We start from the raw sequence: 23,114 nt of genomic DNA, 5'->3' as shown, positions 1-23,114 counted from the left end.
AGGGAGAGACAGATGAAAAAGATCAAATGGTTATCAGGACAGCCAAAGTTGACAAGCGGCGTGACGTGGGGCGTGCCATGGAAAAAAGGAGAATTAAAAAAAGGAGACCGTCTGGCGCTTATGAATGAAAACGCGGAAACGCGATATGTGCAAAGCGAACCGTCGGCCTATTGGCCGGATGGGAGCATCAAGTGGACGAAGCACGCGGCGGTGTTTGGCGGTCAGGAAAACCAAAGCTTTACAGTTCGCAAAAGAGAAGTGCCGCAGCCAACTGAATCGCTCAGCATTCATGAGACAGAGCATGATATCCAAGTGAATACAGGAGCACTCGTTTGTACCATTCATAAAACAGGATCTGATTTCATTCAATCATTGCGGATCAATGGAAAGCCGATCGCCGCAGGCGGGAGGCTCGTCGCGATAAGAGAAACGAGAAAGGAGTCGGCGGCGGAAACGGTTCTTTTGCATGAAAGGTCTGTCAGCTTTATCAAACGGGCGGCGATTGAGCAGAGTGGTCCTGTCAAAGCAGTAGTCAAAATCGAGGGAGTGCATGTGCTCCATAAAACGAATGAAGAATGGCTGCCGTTTGTCATCCGATTGACGTTTTAAGCCGGGCTGTCTGAGATCGGCCTTGTGCACACGCAGCTGATTGACAGGAGCGGTAAACAAGAATTCGTTAAGGGGCTCGGCATCGAATTCGACCTTTTTTTGGAGGGAGAGCCGTACAACCGCCATTTCCGCTTTGCGGGAGAGAAAGGGATGTACAAAGAACCCGCCCAGCTGTTTGGCACACGTAAATTCAATGAACGGTATCCGCTTTATGAAAAACAAATCAATGGCGAAATGCTGTCTCCAGATGAAGAGCATAAGGAATGTTTTGCACATGGCACACAGAATGCGGTTTGGGACGATGTCAAGCTCATGCAAGATTCCAGCGATCATTACAGCCTGTCAAAACGGACCGGAAAAGATTATGCGTGGGTCGGAATGCTGCATGGCAGCCGGGCGAAGGGGCTCTGCTATGCGGGCGGAGAAAATGGCGGTGTGGCTCTCGGCCTGCGGTATTTCTTTGAGAAATATCCGTCAGCACTGGAAATCACAGGTCTTGCCGGCAGCCGCCCCAAAATGACTATCTGGCTTTGGCCTCCGGACGGCGAAGCGATGGATTTGCGGCATTATACAGGAAACACCCACGTGGCCAGCGCGTATGAAGGCTTTGATGAAATGCGCTCTGATCCGACAGGCATTGCGAACACAAATGAAATCAGCCTGGCGTGCTTTTCGCACATGCCGTCTGACGAAGTCCTCAATGCGCTGGCTGACAAATGGCAGGCGCCGCCGCTCATTGTATGCGAGCCGGACGTCTATTACGAATCAAAAGCACTTGGGGTATGGAGCATCATTGACACATCCCATCCGCTCAAAAAAGAGCTGGAAGAACAGCTTGATGCGGCCTTTCTGTTTTATAAAAAGGAAGTAGAGCAACGCAGATGGTACGGTTTTTGGCATTATGGCGATGTCATGCATACGTATGACCCGATCCGGCATATGTGGCGGTACGATCTCGGTGGATACGCATGACAAAACAATGAGCTCGTTCCGACCCTATGGCTGTGGCAGGCGTTTTTCCGCTCAGGCAGAGAGGATATCTTTCGCATGGCAGAAGCCATGACCCGCCATACGAGCGAAACGGACAGCTTTCACCTCGGTGAATACGCAGGACTTGGTTCACGGCATAACGTTGTGCACTGGGGGTGCGGCTGCAAGGAAGCGAGAATCAGCATGGCCGGGCTTTATAAATTCTATTATTATCTGACGGGTGATGAGCGGACGGGAGATCTTTTGACAGAGGTGAAGGATGCCGATTATGCCCTCGTCAAAACCGATCCGATGCGCGCTTTTTACGAGAAAGGCAAGCACCCGACTCACGCCAGAACGGGACCGGACTGGGCGGCGTTTTGCTCGAACTGGCTGGCGGAATGGGAGCGGACCGAAAATCCGGAATATCTCAAAAAAATCGAAACGGGAATCAACTGTCTGAAGTGGCTACCGCTCCGCTTATTATCCGGCCCGACATTTGAATATGACCCGGCGACCTCGATGCTTCATCACATGGGAGACGGCATTGCGGGCGGATATCATATGATCATTGCCTTCGGCGCGCCGCAAGTGTGGATGGAGCTGGCTGAGCTGCTTGATGACCGGGAATGGGAGGATATGCTGAGTAAATTCGGCGAATTTTACACACTCAGTGATGAGGAAAAACGGAAAAAAAGCGGAGGCGCTCTTCATGACAGGCATTTTCACTGGCCGATGTTCGCCGCCGGTATGACAGCCTACGCCGCGAGAAAAAAACAAGATCCTCATCTCGCCGCCAAAGCGTGGAATCTTTTGCTAGATGATAAGCTCAGCCATACGCCGCTTCCGATCAAACCGGAGCGCATCGAGACATGGACGCAGCTAGAGGAGCTTCCATGGGTGACAACGAACACTGTCTCTCAATGGTGTTTAAATGTCATAGCGGCGCTGGAACTGATCCGGATAACAGCCGGAATTTCATAGGAGAAATGGTGCAAAAAATGAAGATTGCAAGAATTTATGTAAGCGCTTTATATTGAGAGGGGCAAAGGGGAAATGCAAATTGAAAAAAGGGGGACTTACGCATCATGAAAATAAGAATGCGAAAAAAATGGATGGCCTTGCCGCTTGCTGCCATGATGATCGCCGGATGCAGCCATTCGGAAACATCCAATTCAGCAAGCGATTCGAAAGATACGATCAAAATTATGGCGCCGCTTTTATCGCCGGAAAGCCCGAGTGATAAGAGTCCTTCATTAAAAGCGCTCGAAAAATACACAGGCAAAGAGATTAAGGTCACATGGGTGCCTGATTCATCCTACAACGACAAATTCAACATCGTCATGGCTTCAGGAGAGATGCCTCACGCGATTATCATTAAAGATAAGTCAGCCGGCTTTATCAAGTCTGTCAAAGCAGGGGCGTTTTGGGAGCTGTCTCCTTATTTAAAAGACTACAAGAATTTAAGCCAGGCAGATGAAAAGATTTTGAAGAACAGCTCGGTGAACGGCGAGGTGTACGGAATCTACAGAACGAGGGATCTGATCAGGGCGTGTATGATCATCAGAACCGACTGGCTGAAAAATGTCGGTCTGGATATGCCGGAAACGCTTGATGATTTCTATGAAGTGCTGAAAGCCTTTAAGGAAAAAGATCCTGACGGAAACGGCAAGGATGATACGTATGGCATGGTCGTGCCGAAATGGATGGGACTCGGCAACGGAAGCCCATGGGATGTTCTGCAAATCTGGTTCGGCGCTCCGAACCGCTACGGTGTTGAAAACGGAAAGCTGATTTCGGATTTTACAACGAAGGAATACATGAATGCGCTCACGTTTTTTAAAAAGCTCTATGATGAGGGATTGATCAATAAGGACTTTGCTGTCATGGATTCTGCGAAGTGGAATGATCCGGTTGTGAAAGGAAAAGCGGGTGTCATCGTTGATACAGGCTCAAGAGCGTCTCAAATCCAAAGCGCGATGGAGGAGGCTGATGAGTCGAACAAGGATATCATTGATATCGTCGGCTCGCTTGAGGGACCGAATGGCAAGCGCACCTTCCCGACATCTGGTTCTTCAGGCATGATCGCGATACCAAAATCAAGCGTCAAAACCGAAAAAGAGCTGAAAGAGGTGCTGTCCTTCCTCGATAAGATGAATGACAAGGAAGCGCAGATTCTCACGAACAACGGAGTGAAGGGCCGCAATTACGAGCTCAAGGACGGCGTATTCACCTCACTTGAAAAAAACAACAAATCTCTCCTGTATGAGCATGAAGGCTTGGCACAGTTCAGCATGTCGATTCCGAAAAGCGAGTATTACATCGAAGACCAGAAAACCAAGCTCTTCCAGCATCGCAAGGACATCATAACCGAAGGAGAAAAAATAGCGGTCTTTAACCCGGCTGAGTCGCTTGTATCTGATGTCTATACCCAAAAAGGAGCCCAGCTTGACAACATCATCCTCGACGCGAGAACACAATTTATCATTGGAGAAATTGATGAAAAAGGGTTCGATGATGCGGTGGAGCTTTGGAAAAAAAGCGGCGGCAATGAACTGATGAAGGACTTGAACAAATTGTACCAATCGTCAAAATAAACCGATGCGCCTGCCTTTCGGCGGGCGCCCCGGTATCACGAAAGGAGAACAGATATGGAAACAGTGCCGAAGAAGGGAGATGCACCTGTTCTCACCGCTGGAAAAGGCATCAGCTGGATGGCTGCGCTCAAACGGGACAAATGGCTTTATCTTCTTCTTATTCCCGGTCTGCTTTATTTCTTGATTTTCAAATACTTGCCGATGTGGGGCGTGCTCATCGCTTTTAAAGACTACTCGCCATATCTCGGCTTCTGGAAAAGCGAATGGGTCGGCTTTGATTATTTCAAAGACTTTTTTATGAATCCGGATTTTTTCCGGCTGCTGCGCAACACCCTCATGCTGGCGAGCCTGGATCTTTTGTTTGCCTTTCCCGCGCCTCTCATTTTGGCTCTGCTTTTGAATGAGGTAAGAAAGGCCGTGTATAAAAGATGTATCCAAACCTTTATTTACGTACCCCATTTTGTATCATGGACAATTGTGGTCAGCATCACCTTCGTTTTCTTTACTGTCGATACAGGTGTGATCAACAAATTGATTATGAGCCTGACAGGTGAGCAGATTTCTTTCTTGTCGGATGCAGACTGGTTCCGGCCAATGATTGTGATGCAAAGCATTTGGAAGGAGACAGGCTGGGGAACGATTCTATTTTTGGCAGCGCTTGCTACGGTTGATCAAGAGCAGTATGAAGCGGCCATCATGGACGGAGCGGGACGGTTCAGGAGAATGTGGCATATTACGCTGCCGGCGATTAGAAGCACCATTATCGTTTTGTTGATTTTAAGAATCGGCAGCTTTTTGAATCTAGGCTTTGAACAGGTGTATTTGATGACGAACTCGCTCAACCGCAGTGTGGCTGACATCTTCGACACGTATGTGTACATGATGGGGATTACCCAAGGGGCGTATAGCTACAGCACGGCGGTCGGTTTGTTTAAATCAGTTGTCGGGATTATCTTGATTTTTGGCGCCAATTACATTGCGAAAAAGTTTGATCAGGAAGGATTGTTTTAGAGGAGGGAGAGGTATGGCTGAAATTCACACGATGCACAACACCAAAGCCGGACGGGTGTTTGACGTCTGCAACATTCTGTTTCTCGGCGGTGTCGGCGCGATTACCATTTTGCCGTTTTTATATATTATCGCCGGTTCCTTTGCGACAGAAGCGGAACTCGCCCAGCGGAGCTTCTTTATTTTCCCGAAAACCTTTACACTTGATGCTTACAAGTATGTGTTTTCGACACCGACGTTCCTTCGAAGCATGGGCGTGTCCATCTTCATCACGGTGGTTGGGACGGCTGTACAGCTGTTTTTTACCTTCACGATGGCGTATCCGCTGGCGAAGCGGCATGTGAAGGGACGGAATCTGCTGTTGAATCTGGTGATTTTCTCCATGCTGTTTTCAGGCGGCATGATTCCGATGTACCTTGTCGTAAAATCACTTGGCCTTTTGGATACGTATTGGGCATTGATTCTGCCGATGGCGATTAATCCGTTCAACCTGATTATTATCAAAAACTTCTTTCAGCAGCTGCCGCGCGAGCTGGAGGAATCAGCAAAAATTGACGGCTGTTCCGAAATCGGCGTCTTCTGGCGGATCGCCCTGCCACTGTCAAAGCCGGTTATAGCGACCTTTGCGCTGTTTTATGCGGTCGGGATTTGGAATGATTTCTTCCACGCTCTCTTATATATCAATGACAGTGCAAAATGGCCGCTGCAAATGGTGCTTCGCCAAGTCACGATTTTATCGGATTTAACAGCGACCAATGGCGATACGATGCAAAATGCCGTTCCGCCGGAGCAGGGAATTAAACTCGCTGTCATTGTCATTGCAACGCTGCCGATTTTGGCGGTCTATCCATTTTTACAAAAACACTTTGCAAAGGGAATGCTGATCGGTTCGGTGAAAGGCTGAGAAAGGGAGTGTTTCATATCAGTACATTAGATCAGATTAAGATTGTCTATATTGGCGGGGGGTCCCAAGGCTGGGCCAGAAGCCTGATGAGTGATTTGTCGATTGATGAACGTATGTCAGGCACGGTGGCGCTCTATGATCTTGATTTTGAAGCCGCTCAGAAAAATGAAGTGATCGGCAATCACAGCGGGAACGGCAGATGGAGATATGAGGCTGTTTCTACTTTGAAAAAGGCGTTATCAGCCGCGGATATCGTCATTATTTCCATTTTGCCGGGATCACTGGATGATATGGAAGTCGATGTCCACTTGCCTGAGCGCTGCGGTATTTATCAGTCTGTAGGTGATACTGTCGGGCCTGGAGGGATCATCAGGGGCTTGCGTGCTGTGCCGATATTTGCGGAAATTGCCCGGGCAATAAGAGACTACGCACCTGAATCATGGGTCATTAATTATACAAACCCGATGTCTGTCTGTACAAGAGTGCTGTATAAAGTGTTTCCCGGCATCAAAGCGATTGGCTGCTGCCACGAGGTATTCGGGACGCAAAAGTTATTGGCGGAAATGGTCACGGAAAGGCTGGGGATTGAGGTGCCGCGGCGTGAAGATATCCGCGTTAATGTGCTCGGCATTAACCATTTTACATGGATCACAAAAGCCTCTTACCGCCATATTGACCTGCTGCCTATATTCCGTGAATTCAGCGCGCACTATGGGGAATCAGGAGGATATGAGCTGGAGGGGGAAAGCTGGAGGGACAGCGTCTTTTGTTCGGCACACCGTGTTGCGTTTGATTTATTTGAAACGTATGGCGCCATCCCTGCTGCGGGAGACAGGCATCTGGCAGAGTTTCTTCCCGGCCCATACCTCAAACAGCCTGAAGTATGGAAATTTCATCTCACACCTATATCATTCAGAAAACAAGACAGAGCTGAGAAACGACAAGAAACAGAACGGTTGATCGTGCAACAACGAGGCGTTGCTGAGAAAGCTTCGGGAGAAGAAGGCGTGAATATCATAGCGGCTCTTCTCGGATTGGGTGAACTCGTCACAAATGTAAATATGCCGAATCAAGGCCAGGTCTCAAACCTTCCTATACAAGCCATTGTCGAAACAAACGCATTCATCACAAGGAACCGTGTCCAGCCGATTTTGTCCGGAGCGCTTCCGAAAGGTGTGGAAATGCTGGCGGCTAGGCATATATCCAATCAGGAGGCAGTGGCGGAAGCAGGTTTAACAAAGGACACTGGCCTCGCGTTTCAAGCCTTCCTCAATGACCCGCTTGTCCAGATTGACCGCAGTGATGCAGAGCAGCTTTTCAATGACATGCTCCAATGCATCATGCAACGTTGAGCGGAGTTTTTCCGGTTTAGAAAGGAAAGCATTGACCATACTGATAGTATTATCAAGAAGTAGGTGCTATCAATATGGGAAATTATTTAAGTGTTGCGGTAGAACTGGTCTGCGGTTTAGGCATTTTATTTATCATCTTAAAGCTTCTCGGGAAAACCCAATTTTCTCAAATTACGCCGTTTGACTTTATCTCTGCTTTAATTTTAGGAGAATTGGTCGGAAATGCCGTTTACGATCATGAAATCAAAATCAAAGAAATTATTTTTGCTTCGCTATTGTGGGGCGTGCTGATTTATATTATTGAATTTATCACGCAAAAAATGAAATCATCGCGAAAGTTCTTGGAGGGCGAGCCGAATATCGTCATCCGCAAAGGGGAGCTTCAATATAAAGTATTGAAGAAAAATAAGATGGACATTAACCAGCTGCAAAGCCTTTTGAGGCAAGCGGGGAGCTTTTCGATTCAAGAAGTAGAATATGCGATTTTGGAAACAAACGGGATGGTCAGTGTGCTTCCAAAATCCGACTTTGACAAACCGACCAATAAGGATTTGCAGATTCCTTCGAAGTCTGTTTCCCTGCCGATCACTTTAATCATAGATGGAGAGATTGTCCGGGATAATCTGAAGGAAGCAGGTGTGGATGAACAGTGGCTGAAGCAAGAATTGAAAAAGAAGAACATTGATAAGACGGAGGACGTGTTATTTGCAGAATGGCATAAAAATAAGCCGCTGTATACCGTAACATACGAACAAAGCAGATCAACATGACTCTTAGAAAAAAGCTTGCAGCAAGGCGCAAGCTTTTTATTGATTGTATGTCCCTTGTTTGACAGCACGTACATGGTACATGCTCACTTCAGTGCTGATCAGATAGTCAGGCTTTGGTTTGCCTTTGTTTGCTTTGTGGCCGGCGATATGCGCATCGCTTTTTTCCCATTGCTTCCAGCGATCCTCTGATTCCCAGCGAATCATGACAACAACTTCCTCATCACCGCGGCGTACGTTTTTCTCAAGCACTGTCACATCAATTAAACCTTCTTGTTTTTCAATGATTCCTTCAGCGCTGAAACGTTCTATGACTTTATCTGCAAAGCCTTCTTTAACCGTCATTTTTCTTAACTGTACAAACATTTGTCTCACTCCAATCATTCTCACATATGAATAATTGTAAATGAAATTCATTCTCAATGTCAAAGAAAGCGCAGGGCGGAATCGAACCGCCGTGCGCAACAGTTTATTCTTTTAATAAAAACACATTTCCGTCTTCGTCCTTAAATTGAACGAAGGTGCCCCACTCCATTTGATTGGGCTCACCGAGAAATTCTACACCGTTTGTCTTCATTTTCTCGTATGTACCAAAGATGTCTTCGCATTCAAACACAATAGAAGCCTTCATTTGCTCTGAGCCTTTCATCATGGCTTTCGGGTAAATGACTAAACGAGTCTCGGCTCCTTTTGGCGCAACCTCCAGCCAGCTTGCTTCAGGTCCCATTGGGTGGTCCGCTGCAATATCAAAGCCTACCTTCTCTGTCCAAAATTGCTTCGCTTTCTGCTGGTCCTCGACATATACAGCAACAGTGCCAATTTGTTTGATCATAGGGAAACCTCCAAGTTGAAAAGATAATAATACTATAACCTGTTTACGGCCGAAGTAACATAAAAAAATCAGCCGGGAAACCGGCTGATTATTAAAATGAGCAGCTTACAACATCGATGTGATTTGTGTCTAAGGCGAAATAAACCCAGCGGCGCCGTGAGGAATCCCAATAAAAGCCGCCGACGGATCTTCTGCCAAGGATGATCGGGTAAAACCAAAATGAGCGGCCATTGGTTAACCAAACATAGGTAAATCGGAAAAGGCAAGGACGAATGGTGATTGGTTCAATTAACAAAACGGCTCCTTGAGAACCCTGCGGTTTTGGGGGTTTCGCTGGTATTTGGGAAGGAGGAGGTCCCTGCGGCGCACCGCCGAAGCCTGGGCTGGCACCGCTGCCAATACCAGGGCCGGAGCCGCCGCCAAAGCCTGGAACAGCGCCACCGCCAATACCAGGGCCGGAGCCGCCGCCAAAGCCTGGAACAGCACCGCCGCCAAAGCCTGGAACAGCACCGCCGCCAATGCCAGGGCCGGAGCCGCCGCCAGAGCCCGGAACAGCACCGCTGCCAATGCCAGGCCATGGATATCGGTATTCATATTCAAAAGCAGGCCAAGGCTCATAAAAATGCCCCGCAAACATATAAGGATCAACATAATACATGTGATAACGTCCTTTCTCATTGTAAACTGTACACTGCAGTTTATGCGGGCGGACTCTTATTGGTGCATTCGCCTAAGGATATGAAGCTGAAATGCTCTCAGAGAGCAGAATCATTTGATTTTTCTCTAGTCTTATTCACAATTCCGATTTATCATTTTATAATGAAAGTGCTTCTATTACGAAAAAGGAGACAGACCGTGAATATCGATCAATTATTATATCAATATATCATAGACAACACTGCGGATATTACTGAGAAATGGTTCAGTTTGCGTTGCCAGCTAAAAGGCGAGCTATATTCCGCCAGCCATTTAAGTGAAGAAACGAAAACACTTTTAACCGAGCAGCATACATTTACCAATATAACAATCGCAAGCGCATTTCTGGAGGATCAAACCGATTTTCAAGACAACATGACAAAATGGGCGGAAAACGTTGCGAAAAACAGGGTAGAGCAGGATGTTCAAGTTCATGAGGTCGTAGAAGCCATATCCAACTCTAGAATCTCATTCTGGGACGCAGTCGTCACATTTATAAAAGAGAATCAGGAGATCGTGACAAATGAGGATGCAGACCGATGGAACCGCATTGTGAATCAGTCGTTCGATAAGCTGATTATTGAATTCTCTGAGCAGTACCAAAAATTCATGCTGATGAGGCTCACATCTCAGCAGGAACTGATCTCAGAGCTTGGCTGCCCGGTCATTTCCATTGCCGATGGAATCGGGATATTGCCGCTTATCGGCTCCATTGATACAAAACGGGCACAGGTCATTTTAGAAACAGTGCCGGTCCGCTGTGTCGAGAGAAAAATCACAAGCCTCGTCGTTGATCTTTCGGGTGTTCCGATTGTGGATACCATGGTGGCTCAGCAATTGTACAACCTGTCTAAAACGCTTTTCTTATTAGGCGTCAAAGCCGTATTTTCAGGGATTCGCCCGGATGTGGCCCAAACATCGATTCAATTGGGGCTTGATTTTAGTGAATATGAAACGTACGGCACGCTGAAGCAGGCATTAGAAAATATGGGTGTCCGCTGTATTGTTGAGGAATTGGAAGAAAACAAATAGGAAGTTTCCAGGCATATGATTGTCCGTCACCGGGTGATCATATGCCTTTTTGATTTGAACAGAAATCACCATTGATTTATCAAAAAAAACATAATATTATAATTCTTATAAGAATACTGCGAATTAAAACCTGTTCAACAGGGGGGAAGGTCTTTTGGTTTCAAAATCAACGATTGATCCGGAAGTGATTGAAAAAATCATCAGCTCGCTGGAAACACTCGATTTCGGCACCGTTCAGATTACGGTTCATGATTCTCAGATTACCCAAATTGAGAAAATAGAAAAGCACCGTTTTTCGCTGAAAAGGAAAGAATCAAAATGATAATGTAAAGGGCGTTTGTTTTCATTAAATTCTCCTTAAAACATATACATATTTCATCCAATTTTTATATAATAGACCTTTAAGATCATTTTTTAGGAGGATTTTTGACATGCAAGCTACGGTTCACGAGAGTAAGCAATCGATCATGCAACGCATTTTGACAGTCTTTGTCTTCACTTTGCTGATCGCGACTGTCGGCCTTTTTATCGGCCAATTTGTTCCTGTCGCTTTGATGCTGCCGCTTTCTATTCTTGAAGTGGTGATGATTATTCTGGCCTTCTGGATGCGCAGAAGAAAAGCGGTCGGGTATGCGTTTGTATATACATTCGCGTTCGTTTCCGGCATTACCTTATTTCCGATCGTCAGCCATTACGCTTCCATCGCCGGCGCCTATGTCGTGCTTGAAGCCTTTGGTTCTACATTTGTCATTTTTGCCGTCTTAGGCACAATCGGCGCAAAAATGAAGAAGGATTTATCCTTCCTGTGGTCATTTCTGCTGGTTGCGGTGCTCGCCCTCGCAGTGGTAGGGATTTTCAACATTTTCAGCCCGTTAAACTCAGCGGCGATGATGGCGTATTCCGTGATCGGAACCATCGTCTTTTCCCTTTACATTTTGTATGATTTGAACCAAATCAAGCACCGCCACATTACGGAAGACTTGATTCCGGTTATGGCGTTATCGCTGTACCTAGACTTTATCAACTTGTTCATCAACCTGCTCCGCTTCTTCGGCATTTTGAGCAGTGATGATTAATGAAAAAGCGCCTGTCATGAGATAGGCGCTTTTTTTCCATACATAAAAAGGGCAGATGGAGTGTTTATGAGTATCCTATCATTTTAAATACGCTGGAGCAGGTCACAGTGCTGGAGCCATGGTACGAAGACCCGTCATCATCGGAGGAGACGCCGCCCACGCCGGTGCGCCAACCCTGGCACAAGGAGTGGCAATGGCGATCGAGGATGCCATCGTCCTCGCCGAAGAACTCCAAAACCACGCCGACCACGAAACAGCATTACAGGCGTACTATAAAAGAAGAGCCCCACGAGCGCTCAAAGTCCAGAACCTATCATCGGAAATCGTCCGCCGCAGGCTGAAAGGAGAGCCGGGAGCGGAAGAACTGATTGGGGAGTGCTATGCGGTGTTGAGGGAAGGGTATTAAATAGGAAAAGTCCAGAAAGTGATTTCTGGACTTTTTTGTTTAGAAAGACACAAGTGTTTAACTAAATTATCTAGAAATTGATAACAATAAATGATGTAAAATCATCCGGTATTTGGTAAAATTAAGTCAAAAAATATAAGTTTCTGTTAGAATATCATTATGTAAAATAGGGGGACATTATGGAAAAGTGGATAGGTAAACGCCCTACAATAGGTCAAAAAACCTTAGTAACAAAGTATGGAAGATTATTACAAGAAGCAGAAATCGCAACCTTATCGTCGCAGGAAAGCGTTCTAAAGATTATCGAAGCTGAATGTGATAAAAAAAGTGGTAGAGAATTAAAAGGGATATTAGCACTTACTACACAATCCATTTTCTTTGTTTCTAAGCACGAACAGATGACTTATGAATATTCACAAATTAATGATATTGAAGTAAGGACTAATGGAAAAGATAAAAATAGTTGGAGTTTAAGCCTTAAAATAGGCCGTAAAAAACGTACATTCGATGATATTAAGAAAAACGATGATAGCCAAGAATTTATAGAGATTTTAGAATACATAATAACTAATCAATCAAAAGAAATTCTAACGACAGTTACACATGATTTTGATTATTTTTTACATGCTGAAAAATTAAATGATTTACAAAATCGAAATGTTAAAATTACTTCATTTCTAATGAAGAGGGACAATCTAAATCTGTCGAAAAATGGTGAACGATTATTGCGTGAAAAGCATAAAGGTGCTTCCTTGATAGCGGAAGGCTTTTTTCAAGAGGATAGACAAAGTAAGGGTAATTTTATTGTACTCGACAATCAAGTGGTGTACTTATATGAATTTAATAATAAAGAAAGAAAAGCCAAACTATTAAATAAGTGGGATTTTAAATATTTTTCTCATGCGGTTATTGATCGATTTGCAATAAAAACAGTTATCAATGTTACGGAGACAGGAAAAAGTTTAATTATAAATCTATCTGGCAAGGAATTTGTTTCTATTTTAAATGATGCAAATATTCCCCTACATCAGAAGAAGAGGAAATGGTACCAAAAAATCCTAGGGTTCCGAAGTGGTAAGTGGTGGAAGAGAGCTATTGCTTCATTGGTTTACCTGCTGATATTACTGTTAACCTTTAACGCATTTTTTGGTGAAAACAATAAAGAAGCTAGCTCTGTAAAATCAAGTGATAAAACAGCTGTTTCAAAGACCGAACAAAAGGAAGAACAGACAGAAAATCAAAGCAAACAGGAAGGTAATGAACAACAAGATAATAAGAGTAAGAAAGAAGAAAAAGCAAAAAAGCAAGCAGAAGAGAAACGTAAGCAAGAGGAAGAAGCGCGATTAGCAGAAGAAAAACGCAAGCAAGAGGAAGAAGCGCGATTAGCAGAAGAAAAACGCAAGCAAGAGGAAGAAGCACGACTAGCACAAGAAAAGCGCAAGCAAGAGGAAGAAGCGCGACTAGCACAAGAAAAGCGTAAGCAAGAGAAAGAGATACAACAAGCAGAGGCACAAGAACAACAGACGAATGTCTATTACAAAAATTGTACCGTAGCACGGCAAGCTGGTGTTGCACCTATCCATTCTGGTGAACCGGGATATGCTAAACATCTTGACCGTGATGGTGATGGAATTGCTTGTGAGGGAGTGTAATATTAACTGTGTAAGTAAGGAATGCGTACGGTTCCTTACTCACACAGTTTTTTATTTGATAGAATAATAAGTATAAAGCTAAAGGAGTGGTTTCAGTGGGGAAATTGAAAAGAGATCCGAACTCCGTAGAATTAGCTAACAAGATTATCGAACAGTATCAGCCTAAATCAGTAGAAGATATGCAAGAAGCATTAAAAGACATATTTGGTCCCATGTTTGAGTCAATGCTAAAAGGTGAAATGAATCACCATTTGGGCTATGAATCCAATGACAAGGGAGAAAAAGAAACAAGAAATAGAAGAAATGGATATGGCAAAAAGATCGTGAAAACAACGGCAGGAGAAGTTGAAATTGCAGTCCCCCGTGATCGTGATGGTTCATTTGAACCGCAGTTGATTCCAAAGCGTAAAAGAGATGTATCCTCTATAGAGGATAAGGTCATTTCGATGTATGCCAGAGGAATGTCACAACGAGACATTTCTTCCACGATAGAAGACATCTATGGCTTTTCTGTATCTCATGAAATGGTATCCGACATTACGGATACTGTACTTCCTAATTTAGAAGAGTGGCAAAATCGTCCCTTAAGTAACTGTTACCCTTTTGTGTTTGTCGATTGTCTTTACACAACCATTCGTAATGACTATGAAACGAAGAAGTATGCCGTTTACACAATACTAGGATATACCATAGAAGGTAAAAAGGACATTCTAGGTTTGTGGTTGAATGAAACGGAAAGTAAACATAAATGGATGCAAATTTTTGATGAAATCAAATCTCGTGGTGTAGAAGATATCTTCTTTCTCTCAATGGATGGCGTTAGTGGTCTGGAAGAAGGAGCACGTGCGATTTTTCCTGATGTGACCGTACAGAGATGTATTGTTCATTTAATTCGAAATTCGATTAAGTATATACCAAGTAAAGACTACAAGCCTTTTACTGCTGCCTTAAAGAAAGTGTATGGAGCTCCAAGCCTTAAGGCTTGTCACAGTGCATTTGAATCTTTTGAAAAGCAGTGGTCTACGTACCCTGGAGCTGTAGACGTATGGAAACGAAACTTTTCTCATGTGGAACAACTTTTCGATTATGGTGGTAATATTCGTAAAATCATGTACACTACAAATGCCGTTGAAAGTATCCACTCTAGCTTTCGAAAAGTCACGAAAAAAGGAGCATTCCCCCATGAGAATGCCCTATTAAAAATATTGTTTTTACGAACAAAAGAATTAGAAAAGAAATGGGATGGTGGACGCATCCAGCAATGGGCTATGGTCATGAATCAACTATTAGTTCATGACCACCTAAAGGAACGTGTGAAGAAATATCTAGAATAACTTACACACTTTTCTTGACAAGCCCGCTTGTGATCGCTAATTCATATATGGTTATCTAAAGAAAGAGAGAATACTGAAATATTCTCTCTTTTATTATTTTCAACAAACGTTAATCGTCATTTATATTTTTCCCTTTTATCCGCTCAATCACCTCATGCAGCCCCTCAGGCTTATAAAACTCCACCGGCGAACTGCCTTTCTCAAACGAAATCGTCTCGGCTTCAATCAGCGCGACATAGCGCCCGTTTACTTTTGCGAGATGAATAGAATCGCCAAAATCCGCTAGCAATCCCTTAATCTCTGTTTCTCCGACTTTCATTTTCAGCTGGGCCTCTGGCGTGTGCTCGATGATTTGGGCGGAGGCTTCGATGACTTGATGGGTGTCGAGGCGCTCTTGGATTTCCCGTTTTTCGCTTGCTTCCCAAATCTCAATGTCGTGCTCGAACTGCTTGAGCTCTTCGCTGTTGTCTTCAAATGTCTCGTAGACGTGCTCCTGTACCATGTTCATGACCTGATTTTTCATGATTTCCGGCATCGATTCTCCGTACTCGACGAATTTCAGAAAGTCCTCAAAATAGCGGGCGTGCGAAGCCTGGTGGATTTTCAGCTCACCTTCCTCGACCATTCCTTCCTCTGGCATGTACGGGTATTGGATGCTTTTCATGTTTTTTGTCGTGATCGCCATTTCGACTTTTTTAATGAGAGAAGACGCGTCAGAGATGCGGGCGACCTTCGGCTCAAAATCACATTTCATAATGAAGACAAATGACTCGTCAAAGTATTTTCTCGGCACGGCCGAAGCGACGAGAAACACGCCGCCGCGAACCGCGCTTGTGTCGAGGTACGTGCGGACGAACTGCTCACTCAGCTCATTGAAGTCTTCTTTTGTTTCCGCCAGACGCGCGCGGTTGAACATGTTGTAGTTTGGGTTGGAATCGAGCTCGTGGCCGGGCTCGACGATAAAATGGCCGATTTTCGTCGGGACCTGCTCGGACTGCGGATGGCGGTCGGCTTTCCGTTTGACGATTTTTTTCAGTTCCCCGTCGAGAAAGTCCTTCAGCTCGCTTTCTTCAAATTCGCCCGTATCAAGGGTCTGGAAGTGCTTGAACTGCTTGTTCGCCTGCTCATCTTTGCCTTCCACCTGTATGACATAAAAGGATAAAAACCGAATTTCAAAATCCATATATAAACTCACCTTATTCGCGTATTGTACAGCTTCTCAAGTATAGAAAAAACAGCGATCATGCGTCAATTGGGAGAATAATCATGACCATGAAAGGGAAATGTAATCAAATAGAAGGCATCTCATACGGAAAGGAATGGTTCGATGAAGGAAACAAGCCCGATTCCTCAGCCGAAGACGTTTGGGCCGCTCGGCAATTTGCCTTTAATCGATAAAGACAAGCCGACGCTTTCGCTGATCAAACTGGCGGAAGAACAGGGCCCAATTTTTCAAATCCATACACCCGCGGGCACGACCATTGTAGTGTCCGGCCACGAATTGGTGAAAGAGGTTTGTGATGAAGAACGGTTTGATAAAAGCATTGAAGGCGCCTTGGAAAAGGTTCGCGCATTTTCCGGTGACGGATTGTTTACGAGCTGGACGCATGAGCCTAACTGGAGAAAAGCGCACAACATTCTGATGCCGACTTTCAGCCAGCAGGCCATGAAGGACTATCATGAGAAAATGGTCGATATCGCTGTTCAGCTCATTCAAAAATGGGCAAGGCTCAACCCGAATGAAGTAGTCGATGTCCCGGGAGATATGACCCGGCTGACGCTCGACACCATTGGGCTATGCGGGTTTAACTACCGCTTTAACAGTTACTACAGAGAAACGCCCCACCCGTTTATCAACAGCATGGTGCGGGCGCTTGATGAAGCGATGCATCAAATGCAGCGGCTTGATGTTCAAGATAAGCTTATGGTCAGAACAAAACGGCAATTCCGCCATGATATTCAAACGATGTTTTCGTTAGTCGACAGCATTATTGCAGAGCGCAGGGCGAATGGAGACCAGGATGAAAAAGATTTGCTCGCCCGCATGCTGAATGTGGAAGATCCGGAAACGGGTGAAAAGCTCGACGACGAAAATATCCGCTTTCAAATCATTACGTTTTTGATTGCCGGCCATGAAACAACGAGCGGCCTGCTTTCCTTTGCGACTTACTTTTTATTGAAGCATCCTGACAAACTGAAAAAGGCGTATGAAGAGGTCGATCGGGTGCTGACGGATGCAGCGCCGACCTATAAACAAGTGCTGGAGCTTACATACATACGGATGATTTTAAATGAATCACTGCGCTTATGGCCGACAGCTCCGGCTTTCAGCCTTTATCCAAAAGAAGATACAGTCATTGGCGGGAAATTCCCGATCACGACGAAAGACAGAATTTCTGTGCTGATTCCGCAGCTTCATCGTGATCGAGACGCTTGGGGAAAGGACGCCGAGGAATTCCGGCCGGAACGGTTCGAGCATCAGGACCAAGTGCCTCATCATGCGTACAAACCATTCGGAAATGGACAACGGGCCTGTATCGGCATGCAGTTTGCCCTTCATGAAGCCACACTTGTGTTAGGCATGATTCTAAAATATTTCACATTGATTGATCATGAGAATTATGAGCTTGATATCAAACAAACCTTAACACTTAAGCCGGGCGATTTTCACATCAGGGTTCAAAGCCGTCATCAGGAAGCCATTCATGCGGACGTCCAGACAGCTGAAAAAGCCGCGCCTGATGAGCAAAAGGAGAAAACGGAAGCAAAGGGCGCATCGGTCATCGGTCTTAACAACCGCCCGCTTCTCGTGCTGTACGGCTCAGATACCGGCACCGCAGAAGGCGTCGCCCGGGAGCTTGCTGATACTGCCAGTCTTCACGACGTAAGGACAGAGACAGCACCTCTGAACGACCGGATTGGAAAGCTGCCGAAAGAGGGAGCGGTTGTCATTGTGACCTCGTCTTATAATGGAAAGCCGCCAAGCAATGCCGGACAATTCGTGCAGTGGCTTCAAGAAATCAAACCGGGTGAGCTTGAGGGCGTCCATTACGCGGTATTTGGCTGCGGCGACCACAACTGGGCGAGCACGTATCAATACGTGCCGAGATTCATTGATGAGCAGCTTGCAGAAAAAGGCGCGACTCGGTTTTCTGGGCGCGGGGAAGGGGATGTCAGCGGTGATTTTGAAGGGCAGCTTGACGAGTGGAAAAAAAGCATGTGGGCGGATGCCATCAAAGCATTCGGACTTGAGCTTAATGAAAACGCAGATAAGGAACGAAGCACGCTGAGCCTTCAGTTTGTCAGAGGGCTGGGCGAGTCTCCGCTCGCTAGATCGTACGAAGCCTCTCACGCATCCATTGCCGAAAATCGTGAACTCCAGTCCGCAGACAGCGATCGAAGCACTCGCCATATCGAAATTGCATTGCCGCCGGATGTTGAATATCAAGAGGGCGACCATCTTGGCGTATTGCCAAAAAACAGCCAAACCAATGTCAGCCGGATTCTCCACAGATTCGGCCTGAAGGGCACCGACCAAGTGACATTGTCGGCAAGCGGCCGCAGTGCGGGGCATCTGCCATTGGGCCGTCCTGTCAGCCTGTATGATCTTCTCAGCTACAGCGTCGAGGTGCAGGAAGCAGCCACAAGAGCGCAAATACGTGAACTGGCGGCATTTACAGTGTGTCCGCCGCATAGGCGTGAATTAGAAGAACTGTCAGCAGAGGGTGTTTATCAGGAGCAAATATTGAAAAAAAGAATTTCCATGCTGGATCTGCTTGAAAAGTACGAAGCGTGCGACATGCCGTTTGAACGATTTTTAGAGCTTTTACGTCCGTTAAAACCGAGATATTATTCAATTTCAAGCTCTCCAAGAGTGAATCCGCGGCTAGCATCGATCACAGTCGGCGTCGTGCGCGGCCCTGCGTGGAGCGGCCGTGGCGAATACAGGGGCGTGGCATCAAATGATTTAGCTGAGCGTCAAGCGGGTGATGATGTCGTGATGTTTATCCGCACACCGGAATCCCGGTTTCAGCTTCCGGAAGACCCTGAAACGCCAATCATTATGGTCGGACCTGGCACGGGAGTCGCGCCATTCCGCGGTTTCCTTCAAGCCCGCGAAGTTTTAAAGCGGGAGGGGAAAACGCTCGGTGAAGCTCATCTCTATTTTGGATGCAGGAACGATCGTGATTTTATATACCGCGATGAACTTGAGCAGTTTGAAAAAGACGGAATTGTCACTGTCCACACAGCCTTTTCCCGCAAAGAAGGCATGCCGAAAACGTATGTCCAGCATGTCATGGCTGACCATGCAGAAACGTTAATATCGATCCTTGACCGCGGAGGCAGGCTTTATGTATGCGGTGACGGCAGCAAAATGGCCCCGGATGTGGAGGCGGCACTGCAAAAGGCGTATCAGTCTGTTCATGGCACCGGGGAGCAAGAAGCGCAAAACTGGCTGAGACATCTGCAGGATACCGGTATGTACGCTAAGGATGTCTGGGCAGGGATATAGATAAAGAAGACTGGAGACATCCAGTCTTTTTTGTCCTTTAGAAAAAATGGTGATCGCGCTAAACATTGATGCATACAATAACTTCAGTCCGCCGGAAGGGCGGGCTGTCTGCAAAACCTATTTTTCGTTTTTGCTAGTTTATGTTATTCTTATACTCGGTATCTATTTCTTTTTTCAAAGGCACACATGACAAAAGAAATCCTTTTTTTATTTCCGAGAAAAAAATGTGAAACGAAATGAAGGTTTCTTTCGTCCAGTGATTGGTTTCCAAATGGTTGTAATAAAAATGATATGGTGCGAAACATAAATATTCCGGCTTGCCGCGGTGTATTTCTTGTTGTGTGATGCCTTGATTTTGTTTGGAAAGAAGGAATTGGAAGGCAGGATATAAAGAGCAGGTAAATATGAATGAAGAACTTAAAGTGTTTAAGAAAGTAGAGGTTGCCATGAAGAAACTTTTTTCTTACAAACTTAGCTTTTTTGTGCTGGCTGTTATACTGTTTTGGGCAAAAACGTATTTATCCTACAAGACTGAGTTTAATCTTGGGGTAAAAGGCACAACTCAGGAGATCCTCCTGATATTTAACCCATTCTCAAGCGCCGTCTTCTTTTTAGGACTGGCTTTGCTGGCGAAAGGGCGTAAATCAGCCATTATTATGCTGATTATCGATTTCTTGATGACATTTGTGTTATATGCAAATATTTTATTCTATCGTTTCTTTGACGATTTCTTGACGTTCCCGAACATTAAACAGTCCGGAAACGTTGGAAACATGGGAGACGGGATTTTCAGTATCATGGCCGGTCATGATATTTTCTATTTCTTAGATATTATCATTTTGATTGCGGTATTGATCTGGAGACCTGAATTAAAAGAATACAAAATGAAAAAACGCTTTGCGTCTTTAGTGATCCTTTCTGGGATCGCACTGTTTTTCATCAACCTGCACTATGCGGAAAAAGACCGTCCGCAGCTGCTGACAAGAACGTTTGACCGCAATTATATCGTGAAGTATTTAGGTCTGTACAACTACACCATTTATGACGGTGTGCAGACGGCTCAAACAGAAACGCAACGGGCCTATGCAAGCAGCGATGATTTAACAAGCGTCGAGAATTACACGACGTCTCATTATGCGAAACCAAACGCCGAGTACTTCGGCTCTGCCAAAGGCAAAAATATCATTAAAATTCACCTCGAAAGCTTCCAGTCATTCCTGATTGACTACAAGCTAAACGGTGAAGAGGTGACGCCTTTCTTAAATAAACTTGCGCACGGCGGGGAAGATGTGACGTATTTTGATAACTTCTTCCATCAGACAGGCCAGGGAAAAACATCTGATGCCGAGCTGACAATGGATAACTCGATCTTCGGTCTTCCTGAAGGCTCCGCGTTTGTGACGAAAGGCGAAAACACTTACCAATCGCTTCCTGCGATTTTAGACCAGAAGGAAGGCTATACAAGCGCCGTCCTGCATGGTGATTACAAATCGTTCTGGAACCGTGACCAGATTTACAAACATATCGGATACGACAAGTTCTTTGACGCAAGTACGTACGATATGTCGGATGAAAATGTGATTAACATGGGGCTTAAGGATAAGCCGTTCTTTACAGAATCGATTTCAAAGCTTGAATCTCTTAAACAGCCGTTTTATGCGCATTTGATTACATTGACAAACCATTATCCGTTTAACCTTGATGAAAAAGACGCGTCTCTTAAAAAAGCGACAACAGGCGATAACACAGTTGACAGCTACTTCCAGACAGCGCGTTACCTTGACGAAGCGCTTGAGCAATTCTTCAAGGAGCTGAAGGAAGCCGGCCTGTATGACAACTCAGTCATCATGATTTACGGTGACCATAACGGTATTTCTGAAAACCATAACCGAGCGATGAAAGAGATTCTTGGAAAAGAGATCACAGATTATCAAAACGCACAGAACCAGCGTGTGCCGCTGATGATCCGCGTTCCTGGCAAAAAAGGCGGAGTGAACCATACGTATGGCGGCGAAATTGACGTTATGCCGACACTTCTGCACTTAGAAGGAATTGATTCTCAGAAATACATCAACTTTGGTACTGATTTATTCTCTAAAGACCACGACGATACAGTGGCATTCAGAAACGGAGACTTCGTAACGCCGAAGTACACATCAGTCGACAATATCATTTACGATACGAAGACAGGTGAAAAACTGAAAGCGAATGAAGAAACGAAGAATCTGAAAACAAGAGTGAACCAGCAGCTGAGCCTTTCAGACAGTGTCCTGTACAAAGACTTGCTGAGGTTCCATAAACTAAATGATTTCAAAGCCGTTGATCCGTCAGACTATCATTACGGCAAGGAAAAAGAAATCAAATAAGATAAAAAAAGAGCCTTGAGCGGGCGCATTGCCTTCGCTCAAGGCTCTTTTTTTGGTTATACAACCAACTTGAAAAAATAGATTCCATTTGGTCACCAAGGCTGGCTTTCTCTCATATCATTACAGTAGATTTTGAAACCGGATTGAAATCGGACAAATTATCGGGGAAATGCCTTGATAGATTGTGAAGATGTACCAGGTTTCGAACTCAATATTCATAGAGATGAGGGGTAGAGATGAAAGCGGTCATTCTCTGCGGCGGAAAAGGAACGAGAATGAGTGAAGTCACGAATGACATTCCTAAACCGCTCGCCATGATAGGCGGCAAACCGATTCTATGGCATATTATGAAAATTTATCAGTACTACGGAGTAAACGAGTTTATTCTGCTTTTGGGCTATAAAGGAGAAAAAATCAAGGAATACTTTCTCGACTATGAATGGAAGCACAACAGCCTGACACTCGACAGCTCTACGGGAGAGGTACAGATGCTGGGGCAGCCTGAAACGTGGAAAATTACGTTTTTGGAGACTGGGGAAGATACGCTGACAGCCGGAAGAATCTTGCAGGCGAAAGACTATATCGGTGATGAAACATTTCTGCTTACCTATGGGGACGGGCTGGCCAATATCAATCTTTTCCATCTCATCAGCTATCATCAGACAAAAGGTGCTGCCGCGACTGTCACCGGCATTGACAAAGTCTCGCAGTTTGGCACCTTGACGGTTGAGGACGGCATGGCGAAAACATTTTCTGAGAAGACATCAAGTGACGGAATCATCAACGGCGGATTCTTCGTTCTCAGTCCAAAGGTTTTCGATTATTTGCCGAAGGACGGAAACACGATGTTCGAAGATGAACCGCTGAAGAACCTTGCCAAAGACGGGGAGCTTGCTGTGTACCGCCATTACGGATTTTGGACGGCCATTGATACGTATAAAAATCTCTTAGAAGTCAACAAAATGTGGAATCAAGGACAACAAGTATGGAAGGTATGGTGA

The 23,114-nt window shown here is 45.3% G+C and carries 17 protein-coding genes and 2 pseudogenes; 15 read left to right on the top strand and 4 right to left on the bottom strand.

Annotated features, from left to right (window positions below):
* The first annotated feature begins 12 nt into the window (after positions 1 to 12).
* The 6 genes and pseudogenes from PUN35_RS10910 (at position 13) to PUN35_RS10885 (ending at position 8,209) form a co-directional block, all read left to right on the top strand.
* Positions 13 to 2,562: pseudogene (locus tag PUN35_RS10910) on the top strand (hypothetical protein).
* A gap of 104 nt (positions 2,563 to 2,666) precedes the next feature.
* Entirely contained in the window at positions 2,667 to 4,175 is a 1,509-nt protein-coding gene (locus tag PUN35_RS10905; RefSeq protein WP_014479121.1) for an extracellular solute-binding protein, read from the top strand.
* A gap of 54 nt (positions 4,176 to 4,229) precedes the next feature.
* Positions 4,230 to 5,186, top strand: coding sequence for an ABC transporter permease (locus tag PUN35_RS10900; protein WP_014479122.1), 957 nt, complete (start codon positions 4,230 to 4,232; stop codon positions 5,184 to 5,186).
* A gap of 13 nt (positions 5,187 to 5,199) precedes the next feature.
* A complete protein-coding gene (locus tag PUN35_RS10895) occupies positions 5,200 to 6,087 on the top strand; it encodes a carbohydrate ABC transporter permease (RefSeq protein ID WP_014479123.1) in 888 nt (295 codons plus the stop codon).
* An 8-nt stretch (positions 6,088 to 6,095) separates the two neighbouring features.
* Positions 6,096 to 7,439, top strand: coding sequence for an alpha-galacturonidase LplD (gene lplD / locus PUN35_RS10890; RefSeq protein ID WP_014479124.1), 1,344 nt, complete (start codon positions 6,096 to 6,098; stop codon positions 7,437 to 7,439).
* A gap of 74 nt (positions 7,440 to 7,513) precedes the next feature.
* Positions 7,514 to 8,209, top strand: coding sequence for a DUF421 domain-containing protein (locus PUN35_RS10885; RefSeq protein WP_014479125.1), 696 nt, complete (start codon positions 7,514 to 7,516; stop codon positions 8,207 to 8,209).
* 36 nt (positions 8,210 to 8,245) lie between these two features.
* Here the strand turns inward: PUN35_RS10885 and hmoA are convergent, their stop codons facing one another.
* The 3 genes from hmoA to PUN35_RS10870 all read right to left on the bottom strand — a co-directional run bounded on the left by hmoA (position 8,246) and on the right by PUN35_RS10870 (position 9,696).
* Positions 8,246 to 8,572: a heme-degrading oxygenase HmoA gene (hmoA, locus tag PUN35_RS10880; protein WP_014479126.1), complete on the bottom strand. Its 327-nt coding sequence runs from the start codon at positions 8,570 to 8,572 to the stop codon at positions 8,246 to 8,248.
* Positions 8,573 to 8,675: 103 nt separating this feature from the next.
* On the bottom strand, positions 8,676 to 9,038 hold the full coding sequence (locus PUN35_RS10875; protein ID WP_003233803.1) for a VOC family protein: 363 nt from the start codon (positions 9,036 to 9,038) through the stop codon (positions 8,676 to 8,678).
* 91 nt (positions 9,039 to 9,129) lie between these two features.
* Positions 9,130 to 9,696, bottom strand: a complete 567-nt coding sequence (locus tag PUN35_RS10870; RefSeq protein ID WP_031600257.1) for a hypothetical protein — start codon at positions 9,694 to 9,696, stop codon at positions 9,130 to 9,132.
* A 197-nt stretch (positions 9,697 to 9,893) separates the two neighbouring features.
* On the opposite strand from PUN35_RS10870, the gene PUN35_RS10865 reads away from it, so the two are divergent.
* The 6 genes and pseudogenes from PUN35_RS10865 (at position 9,894) to PUN35_RS10840 (ending at position 15,234) form a co-directional block, all read left to right on the top strand.
* A complete protein-coding gene (locus PUN35_RS10865; RefSeq protein ID WP_014479128.1) occupies positions 9,894 to 10,766 on the top strand; it encodes an STAS domain-containing protein in 873 nt (290 codons plus the stop codon).
* 154 nt (positions 10,767 to 10,920) lie between these two features.
* On the top strand, positions 10,921 to 11,088 hold the full coding sequence (locus PUN35_RS10860) for a YezD family protein (RefSeq protein WP_003244522.1): 168 nt from the start codon (positions 10,921 to 10,923) through the stop codon (positions 11,086 to 11,088).
* A 109-nt stretch (positions 11,089 to 11,197) separates the two neighbouring features.
* Positions 11,198 to 11,842 carry a Bax inhibitor-1/YccA family protein gene (locus tag PUN35_RS10855; protein WP_014479129.1) on the top strand — a complete coding sequence of 215 codons (645 nt, stop codon included), beginning with the start codon at positions 11,198 to 11,200 and terminating at the stop codon, positions 11,840 to 11,842.
* Positions 11,843 to 11,910: 68 nt separating this feature from the next.
* Positions 11,911 to 12,248 (top strand): annotated as a pseudogene (locus tag PUN35_RS10850) (FAD-dependent monooxygenase); the annotation flags it as partial.
* Between the two features lie 179 nt (positions 12,249 to 12,427).
* Positions 12,428 to 13,900, top strand: coding sequence for an excalibur calcium-binding domain-containing protein (locus PUN35_RS10845; protein ID WP_041516347.1), 1,473 nt, complete (start codon positions 12,428 to 12,430; stop codon positions 13,898 to 13,900).
* An 86-nt stretch (positions 13,901 to 13,986) separates the two neighbouring features.
* Positions 13,987 to 15,234 carry an IS256-like element ISBsu2 family transposase gene (locus tag PUN35_RS10840; RefSeq protein ID WP_031600262.1) on the top strand — a complete coding sequence of 416 codons (1,248 nt, stop codon included), beginning with the start codon at positions 13,987 to 13,989 and terminating at the stop codon, positions 15,232 to 15,234.
* 109 nt (positions 15,235 to 15,343) lie between these two features.
* Here the strand turns inward: PUN35_RS10840 and PUN35_RS10835 are convergent, their stop codons facing one another.
* Positions 15,344 to 16,417, bottom strand: coding sequence for a DUF3900 domain-containing protein (locus tag PUN35_RS10835; RefSeq protein WP_014479133.1), 1,074 nt, complete (start codon positions 16,415 to 16,417; stop codon positions 15,344 to 15,346).
* A gap of 144 nt (positions 16,418 to 16,561) precedes the next feature.
* Between PUN35_RS10835 and cypD the strand changes: the two genes are divergently transcribed.
* The 3 genes from cypD (at position 16,562) to PUN35_RS10820 (ending at position 23,114) form a co-directional block, all read left to right on the top strand.
* Positions 16,562 to 19,747, top strand: coding sequence for a bifunctional P-450/NADPH--P450 reductase (gene cypD, locus PUN35_RS10830; RefSeq protein ID WP_014479134.1), 3,186 nt, complete (start codon positions 16,562 to 16,564; stop codon positions 19,745 to 19,747).
* Between the two features lie 446 nt (positions 19,748 to 20,193).
* A complete protein-coding gene (ltaS1, locus tag PUN35_RS10825; protein ID WP_033881176.1) occupies positions 20,194 to 22,113 on the top strand; it encodes a lipoteichoic acid synthase LtaS1 in 1,920 nt (639 codons plus the stop codon).
* A 236-nt stretch (positions 22,114 to 22,349) separates the two neighbouring features.
* Positions 22,350 to 23,114 (top strand): glucose-1-phosphate cytidylyltransferase, encoded by a 765-nt coding sequence (locus tag PUN35_RS10820; RefSeq protein ID WP_014479136.1) that lies wholly within the window; start codon positions 22,350 to 22,352, stop codon positions 23,112 to 23,114.

The organism is Bacillus sp. N3378-2at, from assembly GCF_033412715.1.
Lineage (GTDB): Bacteria > Bacillota > Bacilli > Bacillales > Bacillaceae > Bacillus > Bacillus subtilis.
This window is presented reverse-complemented; position numbering and strand designations above follow the sequence as displayed.